The sequence below is a fragment of the Parabacteroides sp. AF48-14 genome, assembly GCF_003477465.1.
Classification (GTDB): Bacteria; Bacteroidota; Bacteroidia; order Bacteroidales; family Tannerellaceae; genus Parabacteroides; species Parabacteroides acidifaciens.
The window spans coordinates 28,162-50,211 of record NZ_QUDI01000026.1 but is presented as its reverse complement, the minus strand read 5'-3'; the positions used below and the strand labels follow the sequence as shown (position 1 = coordinate 50,211).

Below are 22,050 nucleotides of genomic sequence, written 5' to 3'. Positions count from 1 at the left end.
TTAAATAATAACAAAAGAATAAATTAAAACAATTATCATTATGGAACCAATTTTATTAGCTTACATTGGAATCGCGTTGATGACAGGTCTGACTTTCATCGGTAGTAGTTATGGTGTGACGATTGCGGGTAACGCCGTAGTCGGAGCAATGAAGAAAAATCCGGATGCGTTAGGTACGTATATCGCCCTGAGTGCATTGCCTTCATCACAGGGTTTGTACGGATTCGTCGGTTACTTCATGATGCAGAAATTCCTGGTTGACAGTATTACGATGTTGAATGCGACAGCTATTTTCGGTGCAGGTCTGGTGTTAGGATTTGCCGGTTTGTTCTCTTCTATCCGTCAGGCAGAAGTTTGTGCGAACGGTATTGCCGGCGTAGGTGCAGGACACAATGTGTTCGGTGCAACTATGGTTATGGCCGTATTCCCTGAATTGTATGCAATTTTGGCTTTGCTGGTTGTTATCCTGATCGGCGGAACTCTTCCGGTTTAAAAACGAATGTATAAACAGAATCCCTTATCCGGTTCTCCGGGTAAGGGATTTGTTTTCTTAAAAAACAACGTTAGATGAAAAAACATTTACTATTGGTTATGCTTTGTGCGGGGATGCTGCACGGGGCAGGAGCACAGGCCCAGGACGTAGAACGTTTGCCGGGTTATGTGCAGGCGGAGCGCTTTACTAAAGAGAAACTGAACACAATGCTGTTCTCTACCACGGTCGATCCGCACTGGTTCCAGAAAGGAAACTGTTTCTGGTACGAATATAAAACAAGTGAAGGAAAAGCCTGGTATGTTGTCGATCCGGTGGCAAAGACCAAACGGCCGCTGTTCGACCTCGACGACGTGGCAGCCCAAATTACGGAAATTGTGAAAGATCCATTCACCGCCCAGCAACTGCCTATCCAGAAGTTGGAAGCGCAGGAAGACGGCCGCACCTTTACTTTCCACATCGTCTCTTCGCAGGATGCCAAGAAAGATACGACCGACAAGAAAGAACCGAAAAACAAGAAAGAGCTTTTCTTCTTCTCCTACGACTATCCGACACGCAAGCTGACCTGGCTCGAGGATAAGAAAAAGGAAACCGAATATCCTGACTGGGCCTCTTTTTCACCCGACGGCAAGACGGTTGTCTATGCCAAGGACTTGAATCTCTACCGCATGACCCGCGAAGACTACGAGAAACTGAAAAAAGACGATAAAGACAGTACCGTGACGGACATCCAACTTACCACCTTCGGCGTGAAGGATTTCGGTTTCGGTCAGCCCTACAGCCTGCTCAACACCGACACGCTTTGCAACGGCAAACGGAAAGGCGTCTGGGGCGTATGGTCGCCCGACTCCCGCTACTTCGCCATTACGGTGGAAGACGAGCGCGAGGTGAAAGACCTGTGGGTGATCAACTCCATGGCTTCGCCCCGTCCGACGCTGGAAACATACAAATACCAGATGCCCGGAGAAAAGGAAGCTCCCCAATATCATCTCTTCCTTTTCGATATGAACGACAACAGCCATAAGGAGATTCGTACCTCCGCTTTCAAGGACCAGACCTTGCGTGTGGCACGCCGGCCATGGCAACAGAGAGACCGCGACCGTAAAGAGGTGGCAAGCGTATGGTTAGGCGACAACAACCGCTTCTTCGTTACCCGTTCGAGCCGTGACTTGCACCGTATCGACATTTGTTCCTATACGATCGGACAGGATTCGATCCGTCCGATTATCGAAGAACGGATGAACACCTATCAGGAAGTGCGTCCGTTGGCCGCTCTCGCAAATGGCAAGGAACTGATTCAATGGAGCGAACGCGACGGTTGGGCCCACCTGTACCTTTATGACGGCGACGGCAACCTGAAGAACCGCATCACACGCGGTCCCTGGCATGTAGACCAGATCGTGAAGGTCGACGAAGCCAAACGTGTCGTTTACTTCCTGGCTAACGGAAAAGAAAAGGATGAGAATCCCTACTACGAACACCTCTATCGCGCTAATCTCGACGGAAGCGGCCTGCAAATGGTGACGCCCGGCGACTACTTCCATATCGCGAGCATGGACGACAATGCATCGTTCGTGGTCAACAACTACTCGCGCGTCAACACCATCCCGCGTACGGACTTGATGGACGCGAGCGGTCGCAAACTGATGTCGCTCGAAGAAAGCGATTTCTCACAACTGCTGGCTGCCGGCTACCAGTTCCCCGAACCCTTCAAGGTGAAGGCGGCAGACGGTGTGACCGATCTCTACGGCGTGATGTATAAACCGTTCGACTTCGATTCGACACGGACGTATCCGATCATCGACTATGTTTATCCCGGTCCACAGGTGGAAGCAACCGTTTATCCGTTCAGCCGCATGGGCGTCCGTACGGACCGTCTGGCACAGGCCGGATTCATCGTCGTTACTGTCGGCAACCGTGGCGGACATCCGAGCCGTTCGAAATGGTATCATAACTTTGGTTACGGCAACCTGCGCGACTACGGCTTGGCAGACCAGAAGGCAGCTATCATCCAGTTGGCAGACCGTTGCAAGTTTATCGACATTAACCGTGTCGGTATCCACGGCCATTCGGGTGGTGGCTTCATGTCCACCGCAGCGATTCTGCAATATCCGGACTTCTTCAAAGCTGCCGTTTCCTGTGCCGGTAACCACGACAACCGCATCTACAACCGTTGGTGGAGCGAGACGCACCATGGCGTGAAAGAGGTGGTCAGCGAAAAGGGCGATACGACCTTTGTCTACAACATCCGCACGAACGAAGAGATAGCCGGACAGCTGAAAGGCCACCTGATGCTCGTCCACGGTGACATCGACAACAACGTCCATCCGGGTAACACCCTCCGCGTGGTAGACGCCCTGATCCGTGCCGGCAAACGCTTCGACATGCTCATGCTCCCGCAACAGCGTCACGGCTTCGGCGACATGGACGAATATTTCTACTGGCGCATGGTCGACTACTTCTCCCACAATCTCCTGGGCGAACAGGAGACGTCGGTGGATATACCGAAAAGGTGAAAATAGTTGAGAGTTGAAAGTTAAAGAGAGAGGCTTCGCTCCGGGATAATCCGGATGGCGAAGCCTCTCTTCTTTTTTAACGATATAAGTAACCTCCTTGTAAGTAGTTTGTCGTTAGTATTCAATCCTTCAGCCCTGTGTTGTTATGGCAGGATTCCGATAAAACAATCGTAAGAAGAGGATATAAACGTGTCCTTTTAGTTTATTAACTAAAGAAATTAGTTTGAAAACTAAAATATTTAGTTTATTTGCCTGAAAGAATTAAAATATCATGAAACGACTGACTGCAAGAGAAGAAGAGATCATGGGCTATTTCTGGACAGAAGGCCCGTTGTTTGTGAAACAACTGCTCGAATTTTACGGCGAACCGAAGCCGCATTTCAATACCCTGTCGACTATCGTGCGCGGCCTGGAGGAGAAAGGATTCCTGGCGCATCATACGTATGGCAACACCTACCAGTACTACGCTGCCGTCTCGGAAGCGGACTACAGCCGGGGTACATTGAAAAACGTCATTGCCAAATATTTCAACAATTCCTATCTCGGCGTCATCTCGTCGCTTGTCCGGGAGGAGGAGATTTCGGTGGACGAGCTCCGGAAGCTGATCGACGAAGTGGAGAAGGGTAATAAGTAAAACTGCGCAAGTATGGGAACATTTTTAGTCTTTCTGTTGAAGTCGACCTGCTGCCTGGCGGCGTTCTATCTTTTTTACCGCCTGCTGTTGAGTCGAGATACGTTCCATCGGTTCAACCGGATGGCGCTGCTCAGCGTGATTGTCTTTTCCGTTGCTATTCCCTTTATCCGTCTGGTGACGGACGAGCCGGTGGCTGTGCAGCGCACGATGCTTGACATCGAACGGCTCCTGTTGATGGCTGCTGCACCGGTTGAGGAGACAACGGCACCGGCAAGTGACATGACGCTCTGGCTGACGGCCTTGTTTGCAATCTATGTGGCGGTTGCCTGTTTTTTGCGGGGCGGTTTCTCTATTCCGTCGGGCAGATTGTGCGTCTGATCCGTTCGGGTGAAGTGACGGCTCTGGACGGCGGCGTGCGGCTTGTTGTGGTCGACCAACCGGTCAGCCCTTTCAGTTGGATGCGCTACATCGTCATCTCGCGCATCGATATGGAAGAGAGCGGGACGGAGATTCTGACGCACGAACAGGCGCATATCGAGGCATGGCATTCGTTGGATATGTGGCTCGCCGGCGTATGTGTCGTCCTGCACTGGTTCAACCCTGCCGCCTGGCTGCTGAAACAGGAGTTGCAGAACGTGCATGAGTTCGAGGCGGACGAAAGCGTGATCCGGCATGGTGTGGATGCGCGGCATTATCAGATGTTATTAATCAAAAAAGCGGTCGGCACACAGCGTTTCACCTCTATGGCCAACAGCTTTAACCACAGTAAACTTAAAAAACGAATTACCATGATGCTAAAACAAAAATCAAATCCCTGGGCGCGGTTGAAGTACCTTTATGTCCTGCCCCTTGCCGCTGTTGCGGTAGTGGCGTTTGCCCGTCCGGAAATCTCGCGCTCTTTAGAAAAGATCTCAGCGGTCAACGTCCCGGAATTTCTTCCTGTTGTGGAGGCCGACCCTGTTATGGAAGCTGTTCCTGTTATAGACGCTGCTCCGATAGCGAAAGCGAAACCAGTCCCCGCGCTTGACGCGGGGCCGCAGGAGAACAGGCCTGTTTCGGTAAATACCGTTAGTGCTTCTGCGATCCCGCGTCAGGCGCAGGAACAGGCAGTACCGCAAGATACCGTCCGTGTAGTGGGTTATGGCGATATGCCGACGAACGTTGTAGTAGCAGACTCACTGGCCCCCCGTCCGCTCTTCATCATTGACGGCGTGGAGATGCCGGATTTCGATGCGAATACGCTCGACCCGTCTACGATCAGCAGCATTTCTGTCCTGAAAGATATGAAAAGCATTGAGCTTTACGGGAAGAAAGGAGAGCACGGCGTGATCCTCGTGACGACGAAAATAAGACCCGATCTTCAGCCGGAAGGTACGCTTCGCGGTACGATAGGAAATTTTAAGTTCCGTAAGCTGGAAGGTATCAAAATGCGTCCCGCTCCCCGTCCCGGTTCACATCCGGAGCCGGACCCGGTGCTCTTTATCGACGGCAAGGAATATCCTTACGACAAGCTCTCCGAACTTGATGAGACAAGGGTTCAGTCGATGACTATATTGCCCAAGAAATCAGCGGTAAAGAAATACGGGGACAAATATGCGAATAGAAGTATAATGGAAATAACCTTGAAGAAAGAAAATGAATAAGAGTTATCTGTATCAGGCGACCCTCGTGGCTTGCCTTTTCCTGGGCGCTTGCAGCGGGGATAAAACGGAGAGTGGACAGTTGGAGGTCATTCCTTTGGGAGCAGCTTTCGACCAGCAGGCGGAGTTGAAGACGTCGGACTGTTTCAAGAAGATACGCTATGTCCCGTTGGAGACGACGGACAGCGCGCTCGTGGGGCCGGGAGCTTGGGCAACCGTTCTGAACGACTGGATCGTGGTGACCTCCGGGCGTAAGCTTTGCCAGTTGTTCGACAAACAGACCGGGCGATTCATCCGTAATATCGGCCATGTGGGTGAAGATCCCGAAGGCTATTCGACAGTGCATGGCGGGTGGCAGAACCCCGGCACCAACAAGCTCTTTTTCCCCGGCTGGAATGGCAAGATGGTTGCTTACGGGGCGGATGGTAGCTTCGACCATATCTGGACGCCGCCGATTGCCGCTCCTGCATTTCCGGCGGTTGCTTCCTTTGATTATCTGGATGCAGACTTGATTGCGGGCTATTATTCGGCTACCGACAGCTTGCCGGCGCGCCTCGCCCTGTTTCGTGGCGATGAAATTGTCCGCGAACAATGGTTGCCGATAGACAGCCAGGGCGAAAAGGCTGTTGCCCCGGATGAGATCGCGTCCATTTCCGTCCAGAGGGATGGGGGCGACGGGGTGCTTATCATCAAATATAAGGACAACCGCTCTTCTATCACGTCGCTCGGCAACGCTTGTTTTTGGCATAACGATGGCGAACTTTATTTCAGGCAGGCGTTTAACGACACGATCTATCAGGTTTCGGCCGACAAGGAGTTTCGGCCGGTGCGTGTGCTGGATCCCGGTGTGCATGCCTGGGTTTACAACGAGCGGTTTGACGACAAGAAAGATGCAATCTATCCGGGGAAATTCATGGAGAACGAGGACGTTATCCTGTTCCGCTTCCTGACGAATGTCTATACTGACAATAGTAAAACCTATAATGCCCTTTACCGGAAGGCTGACGGAACGGTGAAAGTATATCCTTTCGAAGAAAAGATAACCGATGACCTGAACGGTTTCCTTCCCCTGCAACCGATCTCTATCTCTTCCGCCGGTGAATTTGCCGCCGTGCTCCCCTCCGAAGAGGTCGTCCAGTGGTTTGAGGACAATGCCGGCAAAACCGATCTCCCTGCCGCAGTTTCCGCCCTGAAGAAAGTGGGCGAGGAGGACAATCCGGTGATTGTCATTATGGAATAGGCAGACGTCTGTATTGTCATGGAACACTGATAACACTGATTAGGTGGATGGCCACGGATCTGTTTTATCCGTGTAATCTGTGTCCCATGACAATACTATAGTTTACTTTTTTGTATATTTACCAGCTAATAAATGGATAGTATGTTATGGAAAACTTTAAAGTCGGAATAATTGGAGCCGGGCATATTGCCCGTAAGATGGCGCATACATTGCGCGATATGGAAGGGGTAGAACCGTATGCCGTAGCCTCACGTAACTTCGGGAATGCCGAAAGTTTCGCACGTGAATGGGGTTTTACGCGGGCTTACGGGTCGTATGAAGAACTGGCGGATGATCCGGAAGTACAGTTGATTTATATCGCCACTCCCCATTCCTTCCATTTCGAGCATGCCCGGATGTGCATTGGGAAGGGCAAACCTGTTTTGTTGGAGAAAGCTTTTACGGCCAATGCCCGGGAAGCGGAGTTGCTGATCCGGCTATCGGAAGAGAAACAGGTTTTCCTGACAGAGGCGATCTGGACACGTTATATGCCTTTCTCCGCGACGCTTCGTGAGCTGGTGGACAACGGGACGATCGGACGGGTGATGATGCTGACCGCCAACATCGGTTATCCGATTGCAGAGAAGGAACGCATTGCCAGGCCGGACCTATGCGGGGGCGCTTTGCTGGACATCGGTGTCTATCCGATCAATTTTGCCATGATGCTTTTTGGTACGGAGATTACGGGGATTACCTCGGCTTGCGTGAAAGGGGAGACGGGCGTGGATTTGCAAAACAGTATTACGTTTGTCTATAAGAACCACCGGATGGCTGTCCTGCAAATGACAGCTTTCTGTGCGAATGACCGGCAGGGGGTAATCTCCGGGGATAACGGCTACATCATTGTCGATAATATCAATAACCCGCAACAGGCAGTCGTTTATTCGATTAACCATGAGGAGGTGGCCTGCTATACTTGTCCACCGCAGATAACAGGCTTCGAATATCAGGTGCAGGCATCGATCGATGCCATCCGTGAGGGAAAGATCGAAACGCCTTATATGCCGCATAGCGAAACCTTGCGTGTCATGCGGATGCTGGATGATCTCAGGTCGGAGTGGGGGGTACGGTTCCCTGCGGATGAATGATAAGGAGGGGGTGTAAAATATCCTTGTCCCCGCGCTTGACGCGGGGTCGCAAAAGAACAGGCCTGATCAATCAGTTGTTTATACTGCCGGTTCTAATGCGATCCCGCGTCAAGCGCGGGAACGAGGCAATTTTACACCCCCCTCTTACGTTAAATAACCTCATGTATGCGGACGTCGTCCGATCCCTCATTACATAATTCTATTTTCTTTACCTTCTCCAATGCTTCCTTGTCCAGCTTGATGTAACCTGCCGGGCCGGAATAGAGAACCTGTTTGGTTTTCCCTTTCAGCGGAGTCCCTTCCACTACGACACGGCTGCATGATGAGCCGGACAGGTAGAGTTCGAGTGAACCGCCTTTGCCATTGTCGATAGCAATACGTGAACCGGCTGGCAGTGTATTGGCTGACTCCAGGTTCTTGTCGTACATCAGGCGGGCGGGATCGATAGAAGTATCTTCCTTCGTCGTCACTGTAAAGTCGTAGAGATAGATTTGCATCTGCTTGTCCGTCGTGTTACGCATACGGATGTAGCGGGCTTCCGGTGCGATCTGCTCCAGCTGAAACGGGGTTGGTCGGCAGGAATGCTGGTGATAGCTGTCCATGTCTTTCCGTTGGCGGACCATTCGAATAGGCGTCCGCTATTTTCACTCTTCGGCAGGCTGAAGCTGAATGAGGTCGCCTCCTTCTGCAATTCCCAGGCAAGGCCGAAGGATTGTCCCGGCTCGATACGGAGCACTTCGTTCAGACGGTTGTAGCCGATCTGGTCTGCACTCTCTTTCAACGGCTGGTATTTCAATTGTTCGATATCCGTCAGGATGGAGGCTTTGCTCATTTGCGCTGTGGCCTGGTCTGCTTGATCGGGGAACAGCAGGTTACGGCCTGTCTGTAAATAGATTTCCTGTACAAACGGGGTCAGGACACGTGAGCCTGTCTTCACTCCCTTCTGATAGGGATTCTGATTGTATGTCCGGTCGATGGTGCGCATACTATCGAGCAGGGAGGTGAGGGAGAGATAGGTTTGCCAGGTGGCGGCACGATCCTCACCTTGTCCGGCCGAGGCAACGGCAAGAGCGGTCTGGCCGGCCTTGCCCAACAGATGGAATTGCATCAGCCAGGGTTTTATCTCATCTATCAGCGCCTTGTTGCTGCTTGTTTCGATAGCGGCAGGGGCTGCAGTGATCTCGGCAAACAACTGGTTCATCCGGTCGGAGGCGTCGGCATTATAGTTGTGCCGGCGGAAGTCGCGTAGGAATGTTTCAGCATCTCCGGCGTAGCGGACGGATTCATCCCGGCGATAGCGGTGGCCGTTAGGTCCCGGGTCGCAGTTGTTCTCACAGAAGGTGCGGAAGGCTTCCGGTGCTTCGGGCAGGATGAAGCGGCAGGCATCGGTGAAGTTGCTCTCCGGATTGTAGGCTTTCATGTTCCAGGCATAGTCAGCGACACCGAAGAGGGCCACCTTCGAGGCTTCCGCCCGTTCCATCGGGTTGGCAACGAAGCCCGACATGGCGTGTACGGCCTCCGGGTCAAGTCCATAGGAAGGTCCCATCAGCAGGTGGTCGCGGCAGTAGTCGCTTACCGGGAAGTTCCACCATACGTATGACGGGCGTTGGATACGTTTGTTCACCCATTCCTGCCCTTCGAGGGTGATGTCGTGGATGACGCTGTTGCCTGTCCACATCACATGGATGGCGGGATCGAGCGTCCGGCCCAATACGTCCAGATAGTCGCTTCCCGCCCAGGCACGGTTGTATTCCGTCGGGCACATGATAAGGGGGCTTACCCTTTCCTTCTTCTCGATAAACTCCTTTTGCAGGAAGTTGAGCAGGTCGGCTTGCTTGTCGGCCTTGGCCCCTTCGCCTGATATGTCGTCGAAGAAGACGGCGAAGGAACGGACGCCGAGGTCGTACATCATGCCGAACTTATTCAGGACGTTCATCCGGTCTTCGTCCGTCCACTGGATGTCTAATCCCGGGTGGATGGCCCAAACGAAGTCCACTTTGTTGGCGGCAGCTTCCTTCACCAGGTCCTTGATCTGGGCGGCCTCCTTCTCCGGATAGGGCTTGCGCCAGTTGGGAGAGCTGTGGTAAGGATCGTCCTTCGGGCCGTAGATGTAGGTGTTCATCTTCATCTTGCCGTAGAAGCGGAGCTGCTCGATACGGTCGGCATGGCTCCAGGGATCGCCGTAGAAGCCTTCGACGGTACCACGGAAAGCAACGTCGGGATAGTCGATGATGGTGCATATCGGCAGTGTCTGATTTCCCTGTTTATCTGTCTGAACCAATTGTCTCAGGGTTTGGGCGGCATAGAAGAGACCGCGGCTGTCTGAGGCGGCAATGGAGACTTCCGTAGGAGTGACAATCAAGCGATAAGCGCCGGATCGTTTCAACTCCGGTGCTTGCCCCTCTGTCATTGTGATCTTGAGGGGCAGGGCATCGGGCTTGTCAGTGACAGTCAACGTTTCTCTGATCAACCGCATGGCATCCGTGTCCGGGTCCTTGATCCCGGAGAGGGCAAAGCCATGAGGCGCATTCAGGCGGTTGGTCGACAGTGTAACCTCCTGCGGTTGCGGGTGGATGACCGGCAACGGGTTTTGTGCTTGCAGCGCACCTCCTAACAGGAGGGCGGCGGTTAGATTTAGTAGTTTCATATTGGGGTAATTTTAAGTGTTTAATTAGTGAACCTCGAACAACAACGTCTTCCCATTCACGTCGCTCCACTCCGTCAGGAGCTGGCGCAGGGCGGTGTATTCGGCAGGGGTATAGAGTTGTTTGCTGAGTTCGAGGCTGCGGGTGACGGTTGCTGTCTTGCCGCTCTTCTTGACAGACAGGGTGAGGCTACCGGCGGCGTTACGGATCGTCCGGTTGGCTTCCGGGGTGCGCAACTCCATGTTGTCGGGACATTCGACGGTGTAGGTGTAAACCTCATTTACCTGGCGGGGCAACAGGATGTTCTCTTTCCGCTGGCTGTTCAGGTATCCGTAACCCAAGTGTGAGAAGCCGTAGGCGGCATCCGGCAATACGATTGTCGCATATCCGTTCTGCACTTTCAGGGGCGCCGTGTTGTTGCTTTCGCTGTTGCCTGTCGTGAAGTAGGGCATCAGTGCATTGCCTATGGATTCTTTTGTGGATGTTACCACCTTGCCGTCTTTGAATGTCAGGGCGATGTCGCTCTTGATCTGATAGTCCTTAGGGACAGCGATAGCGACAGGCTTTCCGTCCGTCAGGCTGAAGAGCGGTGTCCGGTCGAAGTTCACCGTCTGTGGGCGACGGGTGGAATAAGTGGAGAATACATATAAGTCTCCGTTCACCATGCAGGATACAAACAGCTGGTCGATCGCTTTCAGTGCCAAGCCCTTGTCGGCGTGTGCCTGATAGGTTGCCATTGGTTCGGCTTTGAACCCTGCGCCGCTGAGCAAGCCGGCGAGCAGGTTGGCTTTCTCGGCCTCCGTCCCGTAGGCTGTGTTTACGATTTCGTAGGCGGGGCGCAGGCGGTAACCGGTCTGCTCGAGCGTCAGCGTGTTGTTGGCGATGTGATTGGTGGTGTATTCGAGGATTGCTTTCAGCTTGTCTTCATCCTTGGTGATGCCTTCTGTGAGGCTTTCGGCCAGGGTCGTGAGCTGCATGTCGCCGACGGGGTTGAACTGTTTGAACAGGGTGGCCAGTGCATCGCCTTCAGTCGCATAGGTCGTAGCCGCAAGGAAGGGCACATCGCCATTGGCAACCGAAACGAACGGTGCACGGGAGGCAGCCGGAAGGTTGCGCAAAGTCCAGGCTGTCGTACGCATCCCGTTGGAGAGCGTGACGGACGGTTTCGTCTTGTTGCCGGCCAATGTGAAGGCTAACTCTTTGTCGGCTGGCGTTACGATCGTAAGCCTGTATTCCTTGACGGGGGAGGACTGGAGCAGGGTTTCGAATACATCCACCTCCGGCAGGTAGCCCGGCTTGGAAGTGACTGTGTAGTCGAGATAGATCGTTGCGCCCAGCTCTAATCCGGTGTGGACAACCACCATTTCTTTCAGGTGGTTATAGGCCGGAGCGTCGGCTGCATTGCGGGGAAGGACTTCCACGAAAGCATTGTCCGGCGTCTTGATGACGGTACCGTCTTTCTGCCGGGTGTATGAAGAATTAATCTTCAGCTCCTGGTATTGCGGGTTGTAGACGATGAAGCTCTCTCCGTATGTGCCGTTCATGGCGGTGTGGGTGAAGAGTGTCAGTTCCATGTTGCAACGGAACTCCTGGCTGCCGTTGGAGTGGAGCGTCCAGGTCTTTTCCAACTTCTTGTATTCTGCCTCCGGGGCGCCGAACGCGGTGACTGTCACTAACAGGAGACAGAGGAGGAGGGCGAGTTTATGTTTGTTATGTATCATTGTAATCTATTGCTTTAATAATCTATCTTCTTTGTTCTGTTATTCTCCCTTTTGTGGGAGGATGCGATTACTTACCAGTAATCGGGTGCGATTGGTTAGGTATAATCGTATGCGATTACTTAGGACTAATCGGGTGCGATTACTTCTAAGCAATCAGTTCCCTTGTTTTATCACCAGATAATTGCCGAACGCCTTATGCGCATTGACGGCGTTGCGGAAACCATCCCAGTCGCCGGCCTCGTAAACGCGTTTCTTCAGGGCCAGCTTCTGATGAAGCACTACTTTACCGTCTCCTTGGCGGACATAGCCTTCGAAGTCGGCGGCGTTGCTCTGTTTACTGTCTTCCTTAGCCTCGCTAACCAGCTTGTATCCGGCGGGGAGCTGGATCGTTTCGTCCAATTCGACCAGGCGGGAACAGGCGTCCTTGAAACCATATTGGCGTTCTTCCAGGTCGGTATCGATACGGAGGTAGCTTTTTACCTGGTTGTAAAGATTATTCATCACCATCGGTTTGAACAGCATTTCCCCTTCTCCGGGAAGGGCATATCCAGGGATCTCATAACGGAACGTCATCTTGATCGGGGCGGCCTGGTAGTTCTTCGGGTCTTTGCCATAGTCAACACTGATCAGGCGGGCTTTGGGAGAGACGGCGAGAAGCTGTGCCTCCAATGCGCTCTGCCACTGCGTCTGCCAGCCACCGGTGAAGATACGGCGGATGTTGCTGTCCGACTGTCCTCGGCGGTAATGGTGAACTGTCCGGTCAGCGTGCCCTTGGCATCGAGCTTGTTGTCCGCCTTGATGCGTACGTAGTGGTTCTCGGGAGCGGAAACCGGGGTGAGGCAGAGGTCGGAACCTTCGGGGACGCCCGGCAGGTAGTTCTGCTGTTGTTCGGCGCTGCTCCAGAGTTCGCGGCAGAAGGGTACCCAGGTTGGGTCGAGCGGCATATAGGTCCCGCTGGATAGCTTCACGACGGCCACGCAATGGTTGAAGTGGTCGGCCGGAATACTTTCCACACGGCTACCTGCCATCGTCATGGCCGGATAGGCTTCGAAGCTGCCATGCGGAGGAAGGCGATCAGGGTGCCGGCGATATCTTTGCAGACGCCGCAACGGTCCGTATAGTTCATCTTCAGGTTATGCAGCGTGTAACCTTCGCCTTTACCCATCGAGATGCCGGAGTAGCGGATGTTGTCGGCAACCCAGTGGGTGAGGACGGCGATCTTTTCCATCTCGGTCTTCTTGCCCCGGATCAGTTCGTCCACTTTCTTCTGGGCTTCGGGAATGGCGTCGAAGCTGCCGTAGTCTTCGTTCACCTTGTTAAACCAAAGGGATTTGTCCTGCCAGCGCGGGGTGGAGGACATCATCAGCTTGGGTGCGGCGTCGAAGAGGTCGACCATGTTCGGCTCGCGACGGGTAGGCATGATGTCTGTGCTGACGAAGGTATAGGCTTTCCGGCCGTCTTCGTAGCGCATGGAAGAGGTGCATTCACCCTGGTAGAACTGGAACTGCATCTCTTTTTCCATCGGGATGTTTACCTTATATACTTTGCGGACGGTCGGTTCGGTTGCCCAGAAGGGGACGATGTCGTAGAACTGTCCGCGCATGGGCGGGATGAAACGGGATTCGTCGTCGCCGGCATCCGCAAGCAGGGCGTAGGTGAAACCTTTCTTGTCGATCTGATAGTCGATGATGTCGCCCGGGTCGAGGCGGCCTACTTCCATCATGATCTGGCGGGCTCCCCAGTAAATGGCACGGGCGGGAGCGGCATAGTCCTGTTGTTGGGTGATGTCGAGATTGACCACGTCGCCGTTGGCTTTGTAGATCGTGACGCGGTGGAACTCGGCGTGTGCCGTCAACGGGTCGTAATCGTATTTGAGAATGCGGTTGGCGACGGCTCCGCGAGTGTTCATCACTTTGATGATTTTACAGACGGCGAATGAGCCGGAGCCGGTCGGCTGCACGGTCACGGCGGTACTGTCCAGCAGGCTTACACAGTCGTAGCCTGCATATAATTCCGGCTTCTGCAGAGTCGGATCGGGTGCAAACCGGCAACTCTCCTGGCTTGTCCGTATGTGGACGCAGCGCCTAAGAGAAGGGCGGATGCTAAGATAGATAGGTGCTTCATGTTTTATAGTGTTTATTAATTGTCCATTGTCAATTATCCATTGTCAATTGTATAGCCAACTTCCGGCAGGCGGCCCGGTCGATCTTTCCACTGCCTGTGAGGGGGATCGTTTCGACCTGCAGGACGTGTTTCGGGCGCTGGTATTTGGGTATTGTTTCAAGTGTATCGGCGAGGAACTTCCTCGCTGGCTCTGTTTCTTCGACCAGCAGGACGACCGCCTCTCCGAATTTCGGGTCCGGGACCGATGTGATTGCAAAGTTAGTAGAAATAACGGGACGCAAAGCCTCCTCGACGCTTTCTATCTGTATTTTTATGCCGCCGCTGTTGATGATGTTGTCTTTCCGCCCCAGGATGCAGAAACGGCTGTCCGGGAGGAGTTCGGCGACGTCGTTGGTGACGAGTGTTTCGTCTGTGACAAGCGGGGCGTTTATGACCAATGTGTTGTCTGCCGAGAGTAAGAGGCTGACAGAAGGGAATGGCGTATAATAAGGAGATGCATCCGGCCCGTTCAGCCTGCGGAGGGCGATGTGGGAAAGGGTTTCCGTCATCCCGTAGGTGGAATAGACCTGGTTGGGCAATGCCTGTATTTCCTTTTCCAGTTCGCGGTTGATGGAGCCGCCGCCTACGATCAGGATATCGGTGCGGCAGAGGCGTTCTCGCTCTTCCGGCACCTGTAGCGTATTATAGACTTGCAGCGGGATCATGGCGGCAAAGCGGAGTGGTGTCTCTACATCCTGCATCGGATGTCCGGAAGGTTCGCGCACCACCAGGTCGAGCCCGGCAACCAGTGAACGGACGACCATCATCTTACCCGCAATATACCGAAGGGGCATGCAAAGCAACGCCTTGTCGCCTTGCCGCAGTCCAAGGTAGTCACAGGTCAGGCGGGCGCTGTTTTCCATCTGCTCCTTGCGAACCGTGATCCGCTTGGGCGTACCCGTCGAGCCGGAAGTTTGCACTTCCAGCACGGGCGAGTCGTTATGCCATTCGGACAGGAACAGGTCGAGGTCGTCTCTGATCATTTGCTTTCGGGGATAAACCAGAGGCGGTTGTCCCGAAGCTCCAGTGGTGCGTCGATATTGTCGGTGAAAAGTGCCCCGGTGCCTAAGCCCTGTGGCAACGGGTTGTTGAACGTGGCACACCATTGTGCGATAGCGTTCAAGCCGATATTCGACTCCAGTGCGGAGGTAATCCACCAGCCGATCTGTTGCTCTTCCGCCTCCTTTAGCCATTCGCTGCCGCCATATAGGCCGCCGTGCAGGGAGGGTTTCAGGACGATGTATTGCGGACGGATGTAGGAGAGCAGTTCCTTCTTTTTCTCCGGCGTGTTACAGCCGATCAGCTCTTCATCGAGGGCGATCGGAATCGGTGAGGTGGCTGCTAACTGTGCCATATCGTCCCATTGTCCGGCACGGATCGGCTGCTCGATCGAGTGCAGGTCGAATTTGGCCAGGCGGTCCAGTTTCTCCATTGCCTCGTTGGGCGAGAAAGCACCATTGGCATCGACACGCAGCTCGATGTCGCGGGCGGAGAACTGTTCTCGGATGATACGCAGGATGTTCAGTTCCTTTTCGAAGTCGATCGCCCCGATCTTCAGTTTGATGCAACGGTAACCAGTCTCGATCTTCTCAGCCACCTGTTCCGTCATTTCTTTATAGCTCCCCATCCAGATCAGCCCGTTTATAGGAATACCCGTTTCACCCCGTGAGAAAGGCGTGTCCCACAAGGCAAAGCTATTCGCCTCGAATTGCAGTAAGGCTGTTTCCATTCCGAACAGGATCGAAGGATAGTTACGCAGTCCTTCGATGTCGATTTGGCCTGTATTGGTGAATTGCTGGCAGGCTTTTGCCAGCACCTCTTCGTATTCGGGAATATCGTCACAGCTAAGATTGGGCAGTGGAGCGCACTCTCCGCACCCCCAGCGTTCGGGAGCATCTTTGGAACTTAGCATCAGGAACCAGCTTTTCCGTGTCGTGTAAGTCCCGCGTGAAGTGCCTGCCGGTTTCTTGAAATGCAGATCTCTGGGGTAGACTTCTAATTTGTAGTGCATAATGTATTCGGCTTACGGAAATTTAGGATAATCCTCGAAGCGGGGACGGCGTTTTTCGAGGAAGGCTTTGCCGCCTTCCTGGGCTTCGTCGGTCATGTAATAGAGCATGGTGGCGTCGCCGGCAAGCTCCTGGATTCCGGCTTGCCCGTCCAGTTCGGCGTTGAGGCCGGCTTTGATCATGCGGAGGGCGAGCGGGCTGAGCAGCATCATCTCTTCGGCCCAGCCGACATATTCGTCTTCGAGCTTATCCAAGGGTACGACTTTGTTTACCAATCCCATGTCGAGTGCTTCCTGCGCATTGTATTTGCGGCAGAGGAACCAGATTTCGCGCGCCTTCTTCTGTCCGACGATACGGGCCAGGTAAGAAGAACCGAATCCGGCATCGAAGCTACCTACACGAGGTCCGGTCTGTCCGAAGATCGCGTTTTCAGAAGCGATCGTCAGGTCGCAGACTACGTGCAGCACATGGCCGCCTCCGATGGCAAAACCGTTTACCGCCGCAATCACCGGCTTCGGGATCGAGCGTATCTGCTTCTGCACATCGAGCACATTCAGGCGGGCTACGCCGTCTTTGCCGATATAACCGCCATGGCCTTTCACGTTCATATCACCTCCGGCACAGAAGGCTGTGTCGCCGGCGCCTGTTAGCACGATTACGTTAATATCGGGGCGTTCGCGGCAGATATACAAAGCATCGCTCATCTCCGTTGTCGTAGTCGGAGTGAAAGCGTTGCGATAGCGTTCGCGGTTGATAGTTATACGGGCAATCCCGTTGTAGAAATCGAATAGGATATCTTCATATTCTTTGATTGTTGTCCATTCTCTCATTACGAATTATGAATTATGAATTGTTTGCTTTTTGTTGTTTTAGTTGATGATAATACTCTTTGAGCAACCGTACATCTTCCGCCGCATCCGTGAATACCTCCATCAACATCGGTTGGCTGTAAGGTGTAGGCTGTGTGAAGGTTGTCATGACTTCCGTTAGTTCTTCGGCGTTGTGCACGGGGAAGTAGGCAAAGCCTCGTTCTTCGGCCCAACCTTTGGCGGAAGTCTTGTGCGTGGCCGTCACAAAGCGGTGTGTCTTGTCCTCCATCTTCAGACCGGGTAAGGCTTGGAATATTTCGCCCCCTCCGTTGTTGAGCAGGAGGATGCGCAGGTTACATCCGTAGTTGACGTTCCAGAGGGCATTCATGTCATAGAAGAAACTCAGGTCGCCGAGCACCACAAAGTTCAACTTGTCCGAGCAGACGGAGTAGCCGATGGCAGTCGAAAGCGATCCTTCGATACCACTTGTCCCGCGGTTGCAACAGACTTCGACCTCTTCCGGAAGCGCATAAAGCTGTGCATAACGTACGGTCGAACTGTTCCCCAAATGCAGCGCAGCTGGTGTGGGGAGCGACTTGATCAGCGCTCCGATAGCCGCCATCTCCGAATAGGCGAACTCCGGTTCCGGCAGGTTCCGGGTGTTGTTTTCCCAAACGCGCGGGAACTCCGTCGTCCGGTTCTCCAACAGGTAGGCGATCTTCTCGAGGAACTCGAACGGGTCCATCTCGATCACCGTCGTCAGCGAGCCGTAGAGGTCTGCCACTTCGCCGTCGAGCGAGACGTGCCAGTGTTCACGGGGCGGATGTTTGCGCAGGAATTGCTTGAGACGCTTCGACACGATATGTCCGCCATAGGTAATCACCAGATCCGGCACCATCTTCTCCTGCGTCTCCTCCGGCAAGGCGTAGAGGGCTGCGTCGAAGTTCTTTACCGGTATGCCCGGAACAGTCTTGTTTCCGGTATGTTCCGTCAGCCAGGCGAAATGCTTATAGAGCAGTTTGGAGATTTTCTTTTCGAAGAGATAGATTAGGCTCATCTGTCCGGCGATGATCATGCGGCGGTTGTAGTTGTTCAGCCGCTCGATCAGTCCGCCGTACTCACGGTCGTAGACATTCAGCCCCTGGTAGCGGGTGATGATGCGCACCTTGGGCAGCTCCTCTGCCGTGAAACGGAACAGGGGCTCGGAAACCGGTACATTGATGTGTACCGGTCCTTTCCCGTGATGGTTGAGTTCGAGCAAGGCTTCGTTGATCAGGCGGTTGCAATACCACTCGTCTTCGTCGGTATGTATCTCCGGCAGGTTGACGGATTTCTTGACCAGCGAGCCGAAAACACCCGGTTGCGGAAGCGTCTGCCCGTCCATCTGCCCGATCCACGCGCCGGGACGGTCAGCCGAGATCACGACCAGCGGCACTTGCTGGTAGAAAGCTTCCGACACAGCCGGATGGATGTTCAGCAGCGCACTGCCCGATGTACAACAGATGGCTGCCGGCTGTCCGCCATGTAACGCTAACCCGAGGGCAAAGAACGACGCACTCCGTTCGTCCGTCACCGGATAACAGGAGAAAAACGGATGGTTGGCAAGCGTGTGCACGATAGGCGAGTTGCGGCTACCGGGACACAAAACTATTTTCTTAATGTTATGCTCGATGAGCAGCGCTACGAGCTGCTGGATGTTTTTCTTGTCTGAATACATAAACTTATCTTAGCGCTTCCACATCTTCTGCATGAATAGGAATCTTCTTACCTAACAGGCGGGCCCCATTCTCTGTGATCAGATAGTCCTCTTCGTTGCGGATGCCGCCGAAGTCTTTGTAAGTAAACAGCTTTTCGTAGTTGATAAACTCTGTAAACTTGTTCTGGCTTCTCCACAAGTCCATCAGTTCAGGGATGAAATAGACACCCGGTTCGATCGTCAGGACAAAGCCCGGTTCGAGCTTGCGGCCCAGGCGTAAAGACTTGCGGCCGAACTCCGTGCTCTTGGGCTGGCCGTCATAGCCGACATATACTTCGCCTAAGTTTTCCATGTCGTGGACATCCAGTCCCATCATGTGGCCCAGTCCGCAAGGCATAAACATCGCATGGGCACCGGCTTTCACCGCTTCCATCGGGTCGCCCTTAACGAAGCCCAGGTCTTTGAGGCCTTCCATAATCACCTTGCAGGATAGTTCATAGACGTCGACGAAAGGAACGCCTGGACGCAAAGCTGCAACGGCTGCTTCATGAGATGCCACTTGGATATCGTAAATCTCGCGTTGGCGGGTAGTAAACTTGGAATCTGCCGGAATCGTGGACGACATATCGCCGGCATATCCCATTTCCGTTTCGGCACCGGCGTCAAGCAGCAGCATATCGCCGCTCTTGATCATATTACTGTGGTCATGGTTGTGCAACGTCTGTCCGTTGATCGTCGCAATGATCGGGAAGGAGAGCTCGTAGTTGTTAGCGTAAGCCACTTCCGCAACAGCGGCGGCCACTTCACATTCGCGGATACCCGGACGAACGGTACGCATGGCAGCTAAGTGCATGTCGGCAGTCACGATACATGCTTTCTCAATCTCGGCAATCTCTTCTTCGCTCTTATAATTACGCTGGTTGACAACGCCCATGATGAACGGAACGGATGGCTTTTCAGCTCCCGGAACAACGCCTAACCATTGGAACAGCTTGATTTGATGCTCGGCACGGTAAGTCGGCAGGTAATGAACCGGCTGGCCTTTCTGCTGTGCATTCTTCAGGTAAGCTTCGATCTCCTTGAACGGACGCACTTCAGTGATACCGGCCGCTTCGCTCTTCTCTTTCAGTGTCGGTTGCGTGCCCATCCATACGATCGCGTCGATGGTGAGCTCGTCTCCGAAGATAATCTCGCGGTTGTTGTCTATATCGATAATGGCGGACAGCCCGGCGTAGGGGAGTCCGAAGAAATACAGAAAAGTGGAGTCCTGGCGGAAGTGATATGTGTTATCGGCATAATTCATACCGGACTCGTCGTTACCCAGAAACAACAGCAGGCCGGAACCTATCGTTTGTTTCAATTTAGCCCTGCGGGCGATATAAGTTTCTTTTGCAAACATGATATTATAAATTTGGTTTAATGCTACCAAAGATAGGCATAAATTGTCATCCCTACCTAACAGGGTCCTATTATTTTTACAGGCGTCCCTGCTTCTATCTAAAAATTCCTTAAATAGTTTCAAGGTGTCCCTACCTTTGAAACTAAAGTTTCATGCCGGGGAAACTTTAGTTCCATCGGGAAGAAACTTTAGTTCCCTGCCGTGAAACTTTTCACGGATGCCGAGCCGTTTTTTTACTTGACCGGATAGATTGTCGACCGGTTGATATAAGTCAGGGCGGCGCCTATAGCTGTCCGGTATTCCGAATACTTGGGGATCAGGAAACGGACGCCGTACATTTTTTCCATCTTCGGAAAGACCTCCTTGCATTGGGGCAGTTGCGTCAGGTTGCCGATCAGCACGAAGTCTTTGATCGAACTGTTCAGAGACGCTAAGAAGGCTGCCTGGCCGATGGATTGCAGGACCATGTGGATAATGCCGGATGCGATGTCTTCGGGCGACGCATTGCCGTCCGCCTTTCCGAAGTTGGAAGCCGTGGCATCCAGCGGCAGGTCCGGCAGTGGCCTGTTGCAGATGTCCTGTATCTGGAGGTCGATGTTGGTCAGCGTCCCCTTTTGCGCCATTTCGGCAATCAGATGAATGTCTTGTGTCTTCAGGAGCAGGCGCGACAAGCCCAGCAGGGTTCCGCCTCCGACACCGAGTCCGCCGATATGCCGGATCTGCTGTCCTTCCACCTTCACGAAGGAAGTGCCGGTGCCCATGCTCACCACGATCAGGTTTTCCTGCGGGATGGCGTATCGGGCGCCGAGGCCGTTCGCCATAAACTCGTCGGCCTTGGCTGTCGGCAGGCCGTATAGCGGTTGGTCTATATAGGCGCTTCCCACGCCGGTCAGCATCACCATTTCTATTTCGGACAGCGTGATCCCGTTGTCGTAGATGTATTTGCCGAATGCGCCGAACAGTGACGTGACCGGATCGGTCGCCTTGACGAACATAGGCGATTTAATAGCCTCGTTTTCTATCCCGACGATCTTAGTCGTGCTGCCTCCCACATCAATACCGATTACTACACCCATATTATTACGAATTTAATGTAAAGTTTCTGCTTCTTTTCGCTTGCAAAGTTATAACTATTTCTTACATTGTCCCGGCAAATATAACCTTTATATAGTATGAAGATACGGCAGATAAAAGCACTTACCGACGCGACAGTCGTCTGTGGAGGCGACCGGGAGGATTATGAGGTGCAATGCGCTTTCGCCAGCGATTTGATGAGTGACGTCCTGACGACGGACTGTAGCGACGTGCTTCTCGTCACCGGTTTGTGCAATACGCAGACGATACGGACGGCAGAGATGGCGGATATTCCCTGCATCCTGTTCGTGCGGGGAAAGAAGATCACACCGGACATGCTGCAACTGGCGGCGGAGAACGATATGATCCTGATGGAGACGGACCATTCCATGTACCACGCAGTGGGTGAACTGTATAGTCGCGGTCTTCTGCCGGTCTATTAAAACGAAGGAGGTGCGGATATGCAATTCAGATTTGAACTGGAAGGAGGAAACTTCTCGAAAGCCGGCTATGCTTCAAGCCAGATAAAGAAAGTGTTGAAGCAATTGTCTGTCGACCCGCGCGTGATCAAACGGGTGGTGGTCGCCTTGTACGAAGCCGAAGTCAACGTGGTGGCCCACGCCTGGCGCGGGACGGTGCAGGCGGATATCGATGCAGACAAGATCGGCCTCCTGTTGCAGGACGAAGGGCCCGGCATCCCCGATATCGACCAGGCGATGCAGGAAGGCTATTCCACGGCGTCGCCCGCCGTACGTGAAATGGGATTCGGTGCCGGAATGGGACTGCCCAATATGAAGAAGAATGTAGACGAGTTAACGATAGAAAGCAAAGTAGGGAAAGGCACGACCGTTCGTATGCTGACCTATTTCGCCATGAAAAACAACTAA

Annotated in this window: 16 protein-coding genes and 2 pseudogenes; 9 read left to right on the top strand and 9 right to left on the bottom strand. The window is 53.4% G+C overall.

What is annotated here, in order from left to right; genetic code table 11:
- Positions 1-40 precede the first annotated feature (40 nt).
- From DW083_RS13330 to DW083_RS13305, 7 genes are all read left to right on the top strand, one after another.
- Positions 41-493 carry an ATPase gene (locus tag DW083_RS13330; protein ID WP_115501072.1) on the top strand — a complete coding sequence of 151 codons (453 nt, stop codon included), beginning with the start codon at positions 41-43 and terminating at the stop codon, positions 491-493.
- 74 nt (positions 494-567) lie between these two features.
- Entirely contained in the window at positions 568-3,006 is a 2,439-nt protein-coding gene (locus tag DW083_RS13325; RefSeq protein WP_122332698.1) for a DPP IV N-terminal domain-containing protein, read from the top strand.
- Between the two features lie 271 nt (positions 3,007-3,277).
- Positions 3,278-3,640 carry a BlaI/MecI/CopY family transcriptional regulator gene (locus tag DW083_RS13320; protein WP_122332697.1) on the top strand — a complete coding sequence of 121 codons (363 nt, stop codon included), beginning with the start codon at positions 3,278-3,280 and terminating at the stop codon, positions 3,638-3,640.
- Between the two features lie 12 nt (positions 3,641-3,652).
- On the top strand, positions 3,653-4,018 hold the full coding sequence (locus tag DW083_RS22905; protein WP_233552200.1) for a hypothetical protein: 366 nt from the start codon (positions 3,653-3,655) through the stop codon (positions 4,016-4,018).
- Positions 4,009-5,283 carry a M56 family metallopeptidase gene (locus DW083_RS13315; RefSeq protein WP_233552199.1) on the top strand — a complete coding sequence of 425 codons (1,275 nt, stop codon included), beginning with the start codon at positions 4,009-4,011 and terminating at the stop codon, positions 5,281-5,283. The genes DW083_RS22905 and DW083_RS13315 overlap by 10 nt, the downstream gene beginning before the upstream one ends.
- The gene (locus tag DW083_RS13310; RefSeq protein WP_122332696.1) at positions 5,276-6,520 is read left to right on the top strand and encodes a DUF4934 domain-containing protein; all 1,245 of its coding nucleotides are present in this window, start codon (positions 5,276-5,278) and stop codon (positions 6,518-6,520) included. Before DW083_RS13315 ends, DW083_RS13310 begins: the two co-directional genes overlap by 8 nt.
- 146 nt (positions 6,521-6,666) lie before the next feature.
- On the top strand, positions 6,667-7,647 hold the full coding sequence (locus DW083_RS13305; RefSeq protein WP_122332695.1) for a Gfo/Idh/MocA family protein: 981 nt from the start codon (positions 6,667-6,669) through the stop codon (positions 7,645-7,647).
- A 149-nt stretch (positions 7,648-7,796) separates the two neighbouring features.
- On the opposite strand, the pseudogene DW083_RS13295 reads toward DW083_RS13305, so the two are convergent.
- From DW083_RS13295 to coaW, 9 genes and pseudogenes are all read right to left on the bottom strand, one after another.
- Positions 7,797-10,294 (bottom strand): annotated as a pseudogene (locus DW083_RS13295) (beta-N-acetylglucosaminidase domain-containing protein).
- Between the two features lie 24 nt (positions 10,295-10,318).
- Complete coding sequence (locus DW083_RS13290; protein ID WP_122332693.1) at positions 10,319-12,013, bottom strand: DUF3857 domain-containing protein; 1,695 nt, start codon at positions 12,011-12,013, stop codon at positions 10,319-10,321.
- Positions 12,014-12,166: 153 nt separating this feature from the next.
- Positions 12,167-14,039 (bottom strand): annotated as a pseudogene (locus DW083_RS13285) (DUF3857 domain-containing protein).
- A gap of 127 nt (positions 14,040-14,166) precedes the next feature.
- Positions 14,167-15,159 (bottom strand): AMP-binding protein, encoded by a 993-nt coding sequence (locus tag DW083_RS13280; RefSeq protein WP_122332692.1) that lies wholly within the window; start codon positions 15,157-15,159, stop codon positions 14,167-14,169.
- Positions 15,156-16,187 carry an o-succinylbenzoate synthase gene (locus DW083_RS13275; protein ID WP_122332691.1) on the bottom strand — a complete coding sequence of 344 codons (1,032 nt, stop codon included), beginning with the start codon at positions 16,185-16,187 and terminating at the stop codon, positions 15,156-15,158. Before DW083_RS13275 ends, DW083_RS13280 begins: the two co-directional genes overlap by 4 nt.
- A gap of 12 nt (positions 16,188-16,199) precedes the next feature.
- The gene (gene menB / locus DW083_RS13270) at positions 16,200-17,015 is read right to left on the bottom strand and encodes a 1,4-dihydroxy-2-naphthoyl-CoA synthase (protein ID WP_115501288.1); all 816 of its coding nucleotides are present in this window, start codon (positions 17,013-17,015) and stop codon (positions 16,200-16,202) included.
- Positions 17,016-17,028: 13 nt separating this feature from the next.
- On the bottom strand, positions 17,029-18,711 hold the full coding sequence (gene menD, locus DW083_RS13265; RefSeq protein WP_122332690.1) for a 2-succinyl-5-enolpyruvyl-6-hydroxy-3-cyclohexene-1-carboxylic-acid synthase: 1,683 nt from the start codon (positions 18,709-18,711) through the stop codon (positions 17,029-17,031).
- A 4-nt stretch (positions 18,712-18,715) separates the two neighbouring features.
- Positions 18,716-20,089 carry an aminopeptidase P family protein gene (locus DW083_RS13260; protein WP_122332689.1) on the bottom strand — a complete coding sequence of 458 codons (1,374 nt, stop codon included), beginning with the start codon at positions 20,087-20,089 and terminating at the stop codon, positions 18,716-18,718.
- Between the two features lie 233 nt (positions 20,090-20,322).
- The gene (gene coaW / locus DW083_RS13255; protein WP_122332688.1) at positions 20,323-21,165 is read right to left on the bottom strand and encodes a type II pantothenate kinase; all 843 of its coding nucleotides are present in this window, start codon (positions 21,163-21,165) and stop codon (positions 20,323-20,325) included.
- Between the two features lie 96 nt (positions 21,166-21,261).
- Here coaW and DW083_RS13250 point away from each other — a divergent pair, with 96 nt between their 5' ends.
- Positions 21,262-21,606: a hypothetical protein gene (locus tag DW083_RS13250; protein WP_115501291.1), complete on the top strand. Its 345-nt coding sequence runs from the start codon at positions 21,262-21,264 to the stop codon at positions 21,604-21,606.
- 18 nt (positions 21,607-21,624) lie between these two features.
- A complete protein-coding gene (locus DW083_RS13245; protein WP_115501292.1) occupies positions 21,625-22,050 on the top strand; it encodes an ATP-binding protein in 426 nt (141 codons plus the stop codon).

Bases quoted from the DNA above. Each gene is read 5' to 3' on its own strand.
- menB (WP_115501288.1), bottom strand. From the start codon at position 17,015: ATGAGAGAATGGACAACAATCAAAGAATATGAAGATATCCTATTCGAT.
- DW083_RS13330 (WP_115501072.1), top strand. From the start codon at position 41: ATGGAACCAATTTTATTAGCTTACATTGGAATCGCGTTGATGACAGGT.
- coaW (WP_122332688.1), bottom strand. From the start codon at position 21,165: ATGGGTGTAGTAATCGGTATTGATGTGGGAGGCAGCACGACTAAGATC.
- DW083_RS13305 (WP_122332695.1), top strand. From the start codon at position 6,667: ATGGAAAACTTTAAAGTCGGAATAATTGGAGCCGGGCATATTGCCCGT.
- DW083_RS13290 (WP_122332693.1), bottom strand. From the start codon at position 12,013: ATGATACATAACAAACATAAACTCGCCCTCCTCCTCTGTCTCCTGTTA.
- DW083_RS13310 (WP_122332696.1), top strand. From the start codon at position 5,276: ATGAATAAGAGTTATCTGTATCAGGCGACCCTCGTGGCTTGCCTTTTC.
- DW083_RS13325 (WP_122332698.1), top strand. From the start codon at position 568: ATGAAAAAACATTTACTATTGGTTATGCTTTGTGCGGGGATGCTGCAC.
- DW083_RS13320 (WP_122332697.1), top strand. From the start codon at position 3,278: ATGAAACGACTGACTGCAAGAGAAGAAGAGATCATGGGCTATTTCTGG.
- DW083_RS13275 (WP_122332691.1), bottom strand. From the start codon at position 16,187: ATGCACTACAAATTAGAAGTCTACCCCAGAGATCTGCATTTCAAGAAA.
- DW083_RS13245 (WP_115501292.1), top strand. From the start codon at position 21,625: ATGCAATTCAGATTTGAACTGGAAGGAGGAAACTTCTCGAAAGCCGGC.
- DW083_RS22905 (WP_233552200.1), top strand. From the start codon at position 3,653: ATGGGAACATTTTTAGTCTTTCTGTTGAAGTCGACCTGCTGCCTGGCG.
- DW083_RS13260 (WP_122332689.1), bottom strand. From the start codon at position 20,089: ATGTTTGCAAAAGAAACTTATATCGCCCGCAGGGCTAAATTGAAACAA.
- menD (WP_122332690.1), bottom strand. From the start codon at position 18,711: ATGTATTCAGACAAGAAAAACATCCAGCAGCTCGTAGCGCTGCTCATC.
- DW083_RS13280 (WP_122332692.1), bottom strand. From the start codon at position 15,159: ATGATCAGAGACGACCTCGACCTGTTCCTGTCCGAATGGCATAACGAC.
- DW083_RS13250 (WP_115501291.1), top strand. From the start codon at position 21,262: ATGAAGATACGGCAGATAAAAGCACTTACCGACGCGACAGTCGTCTGT.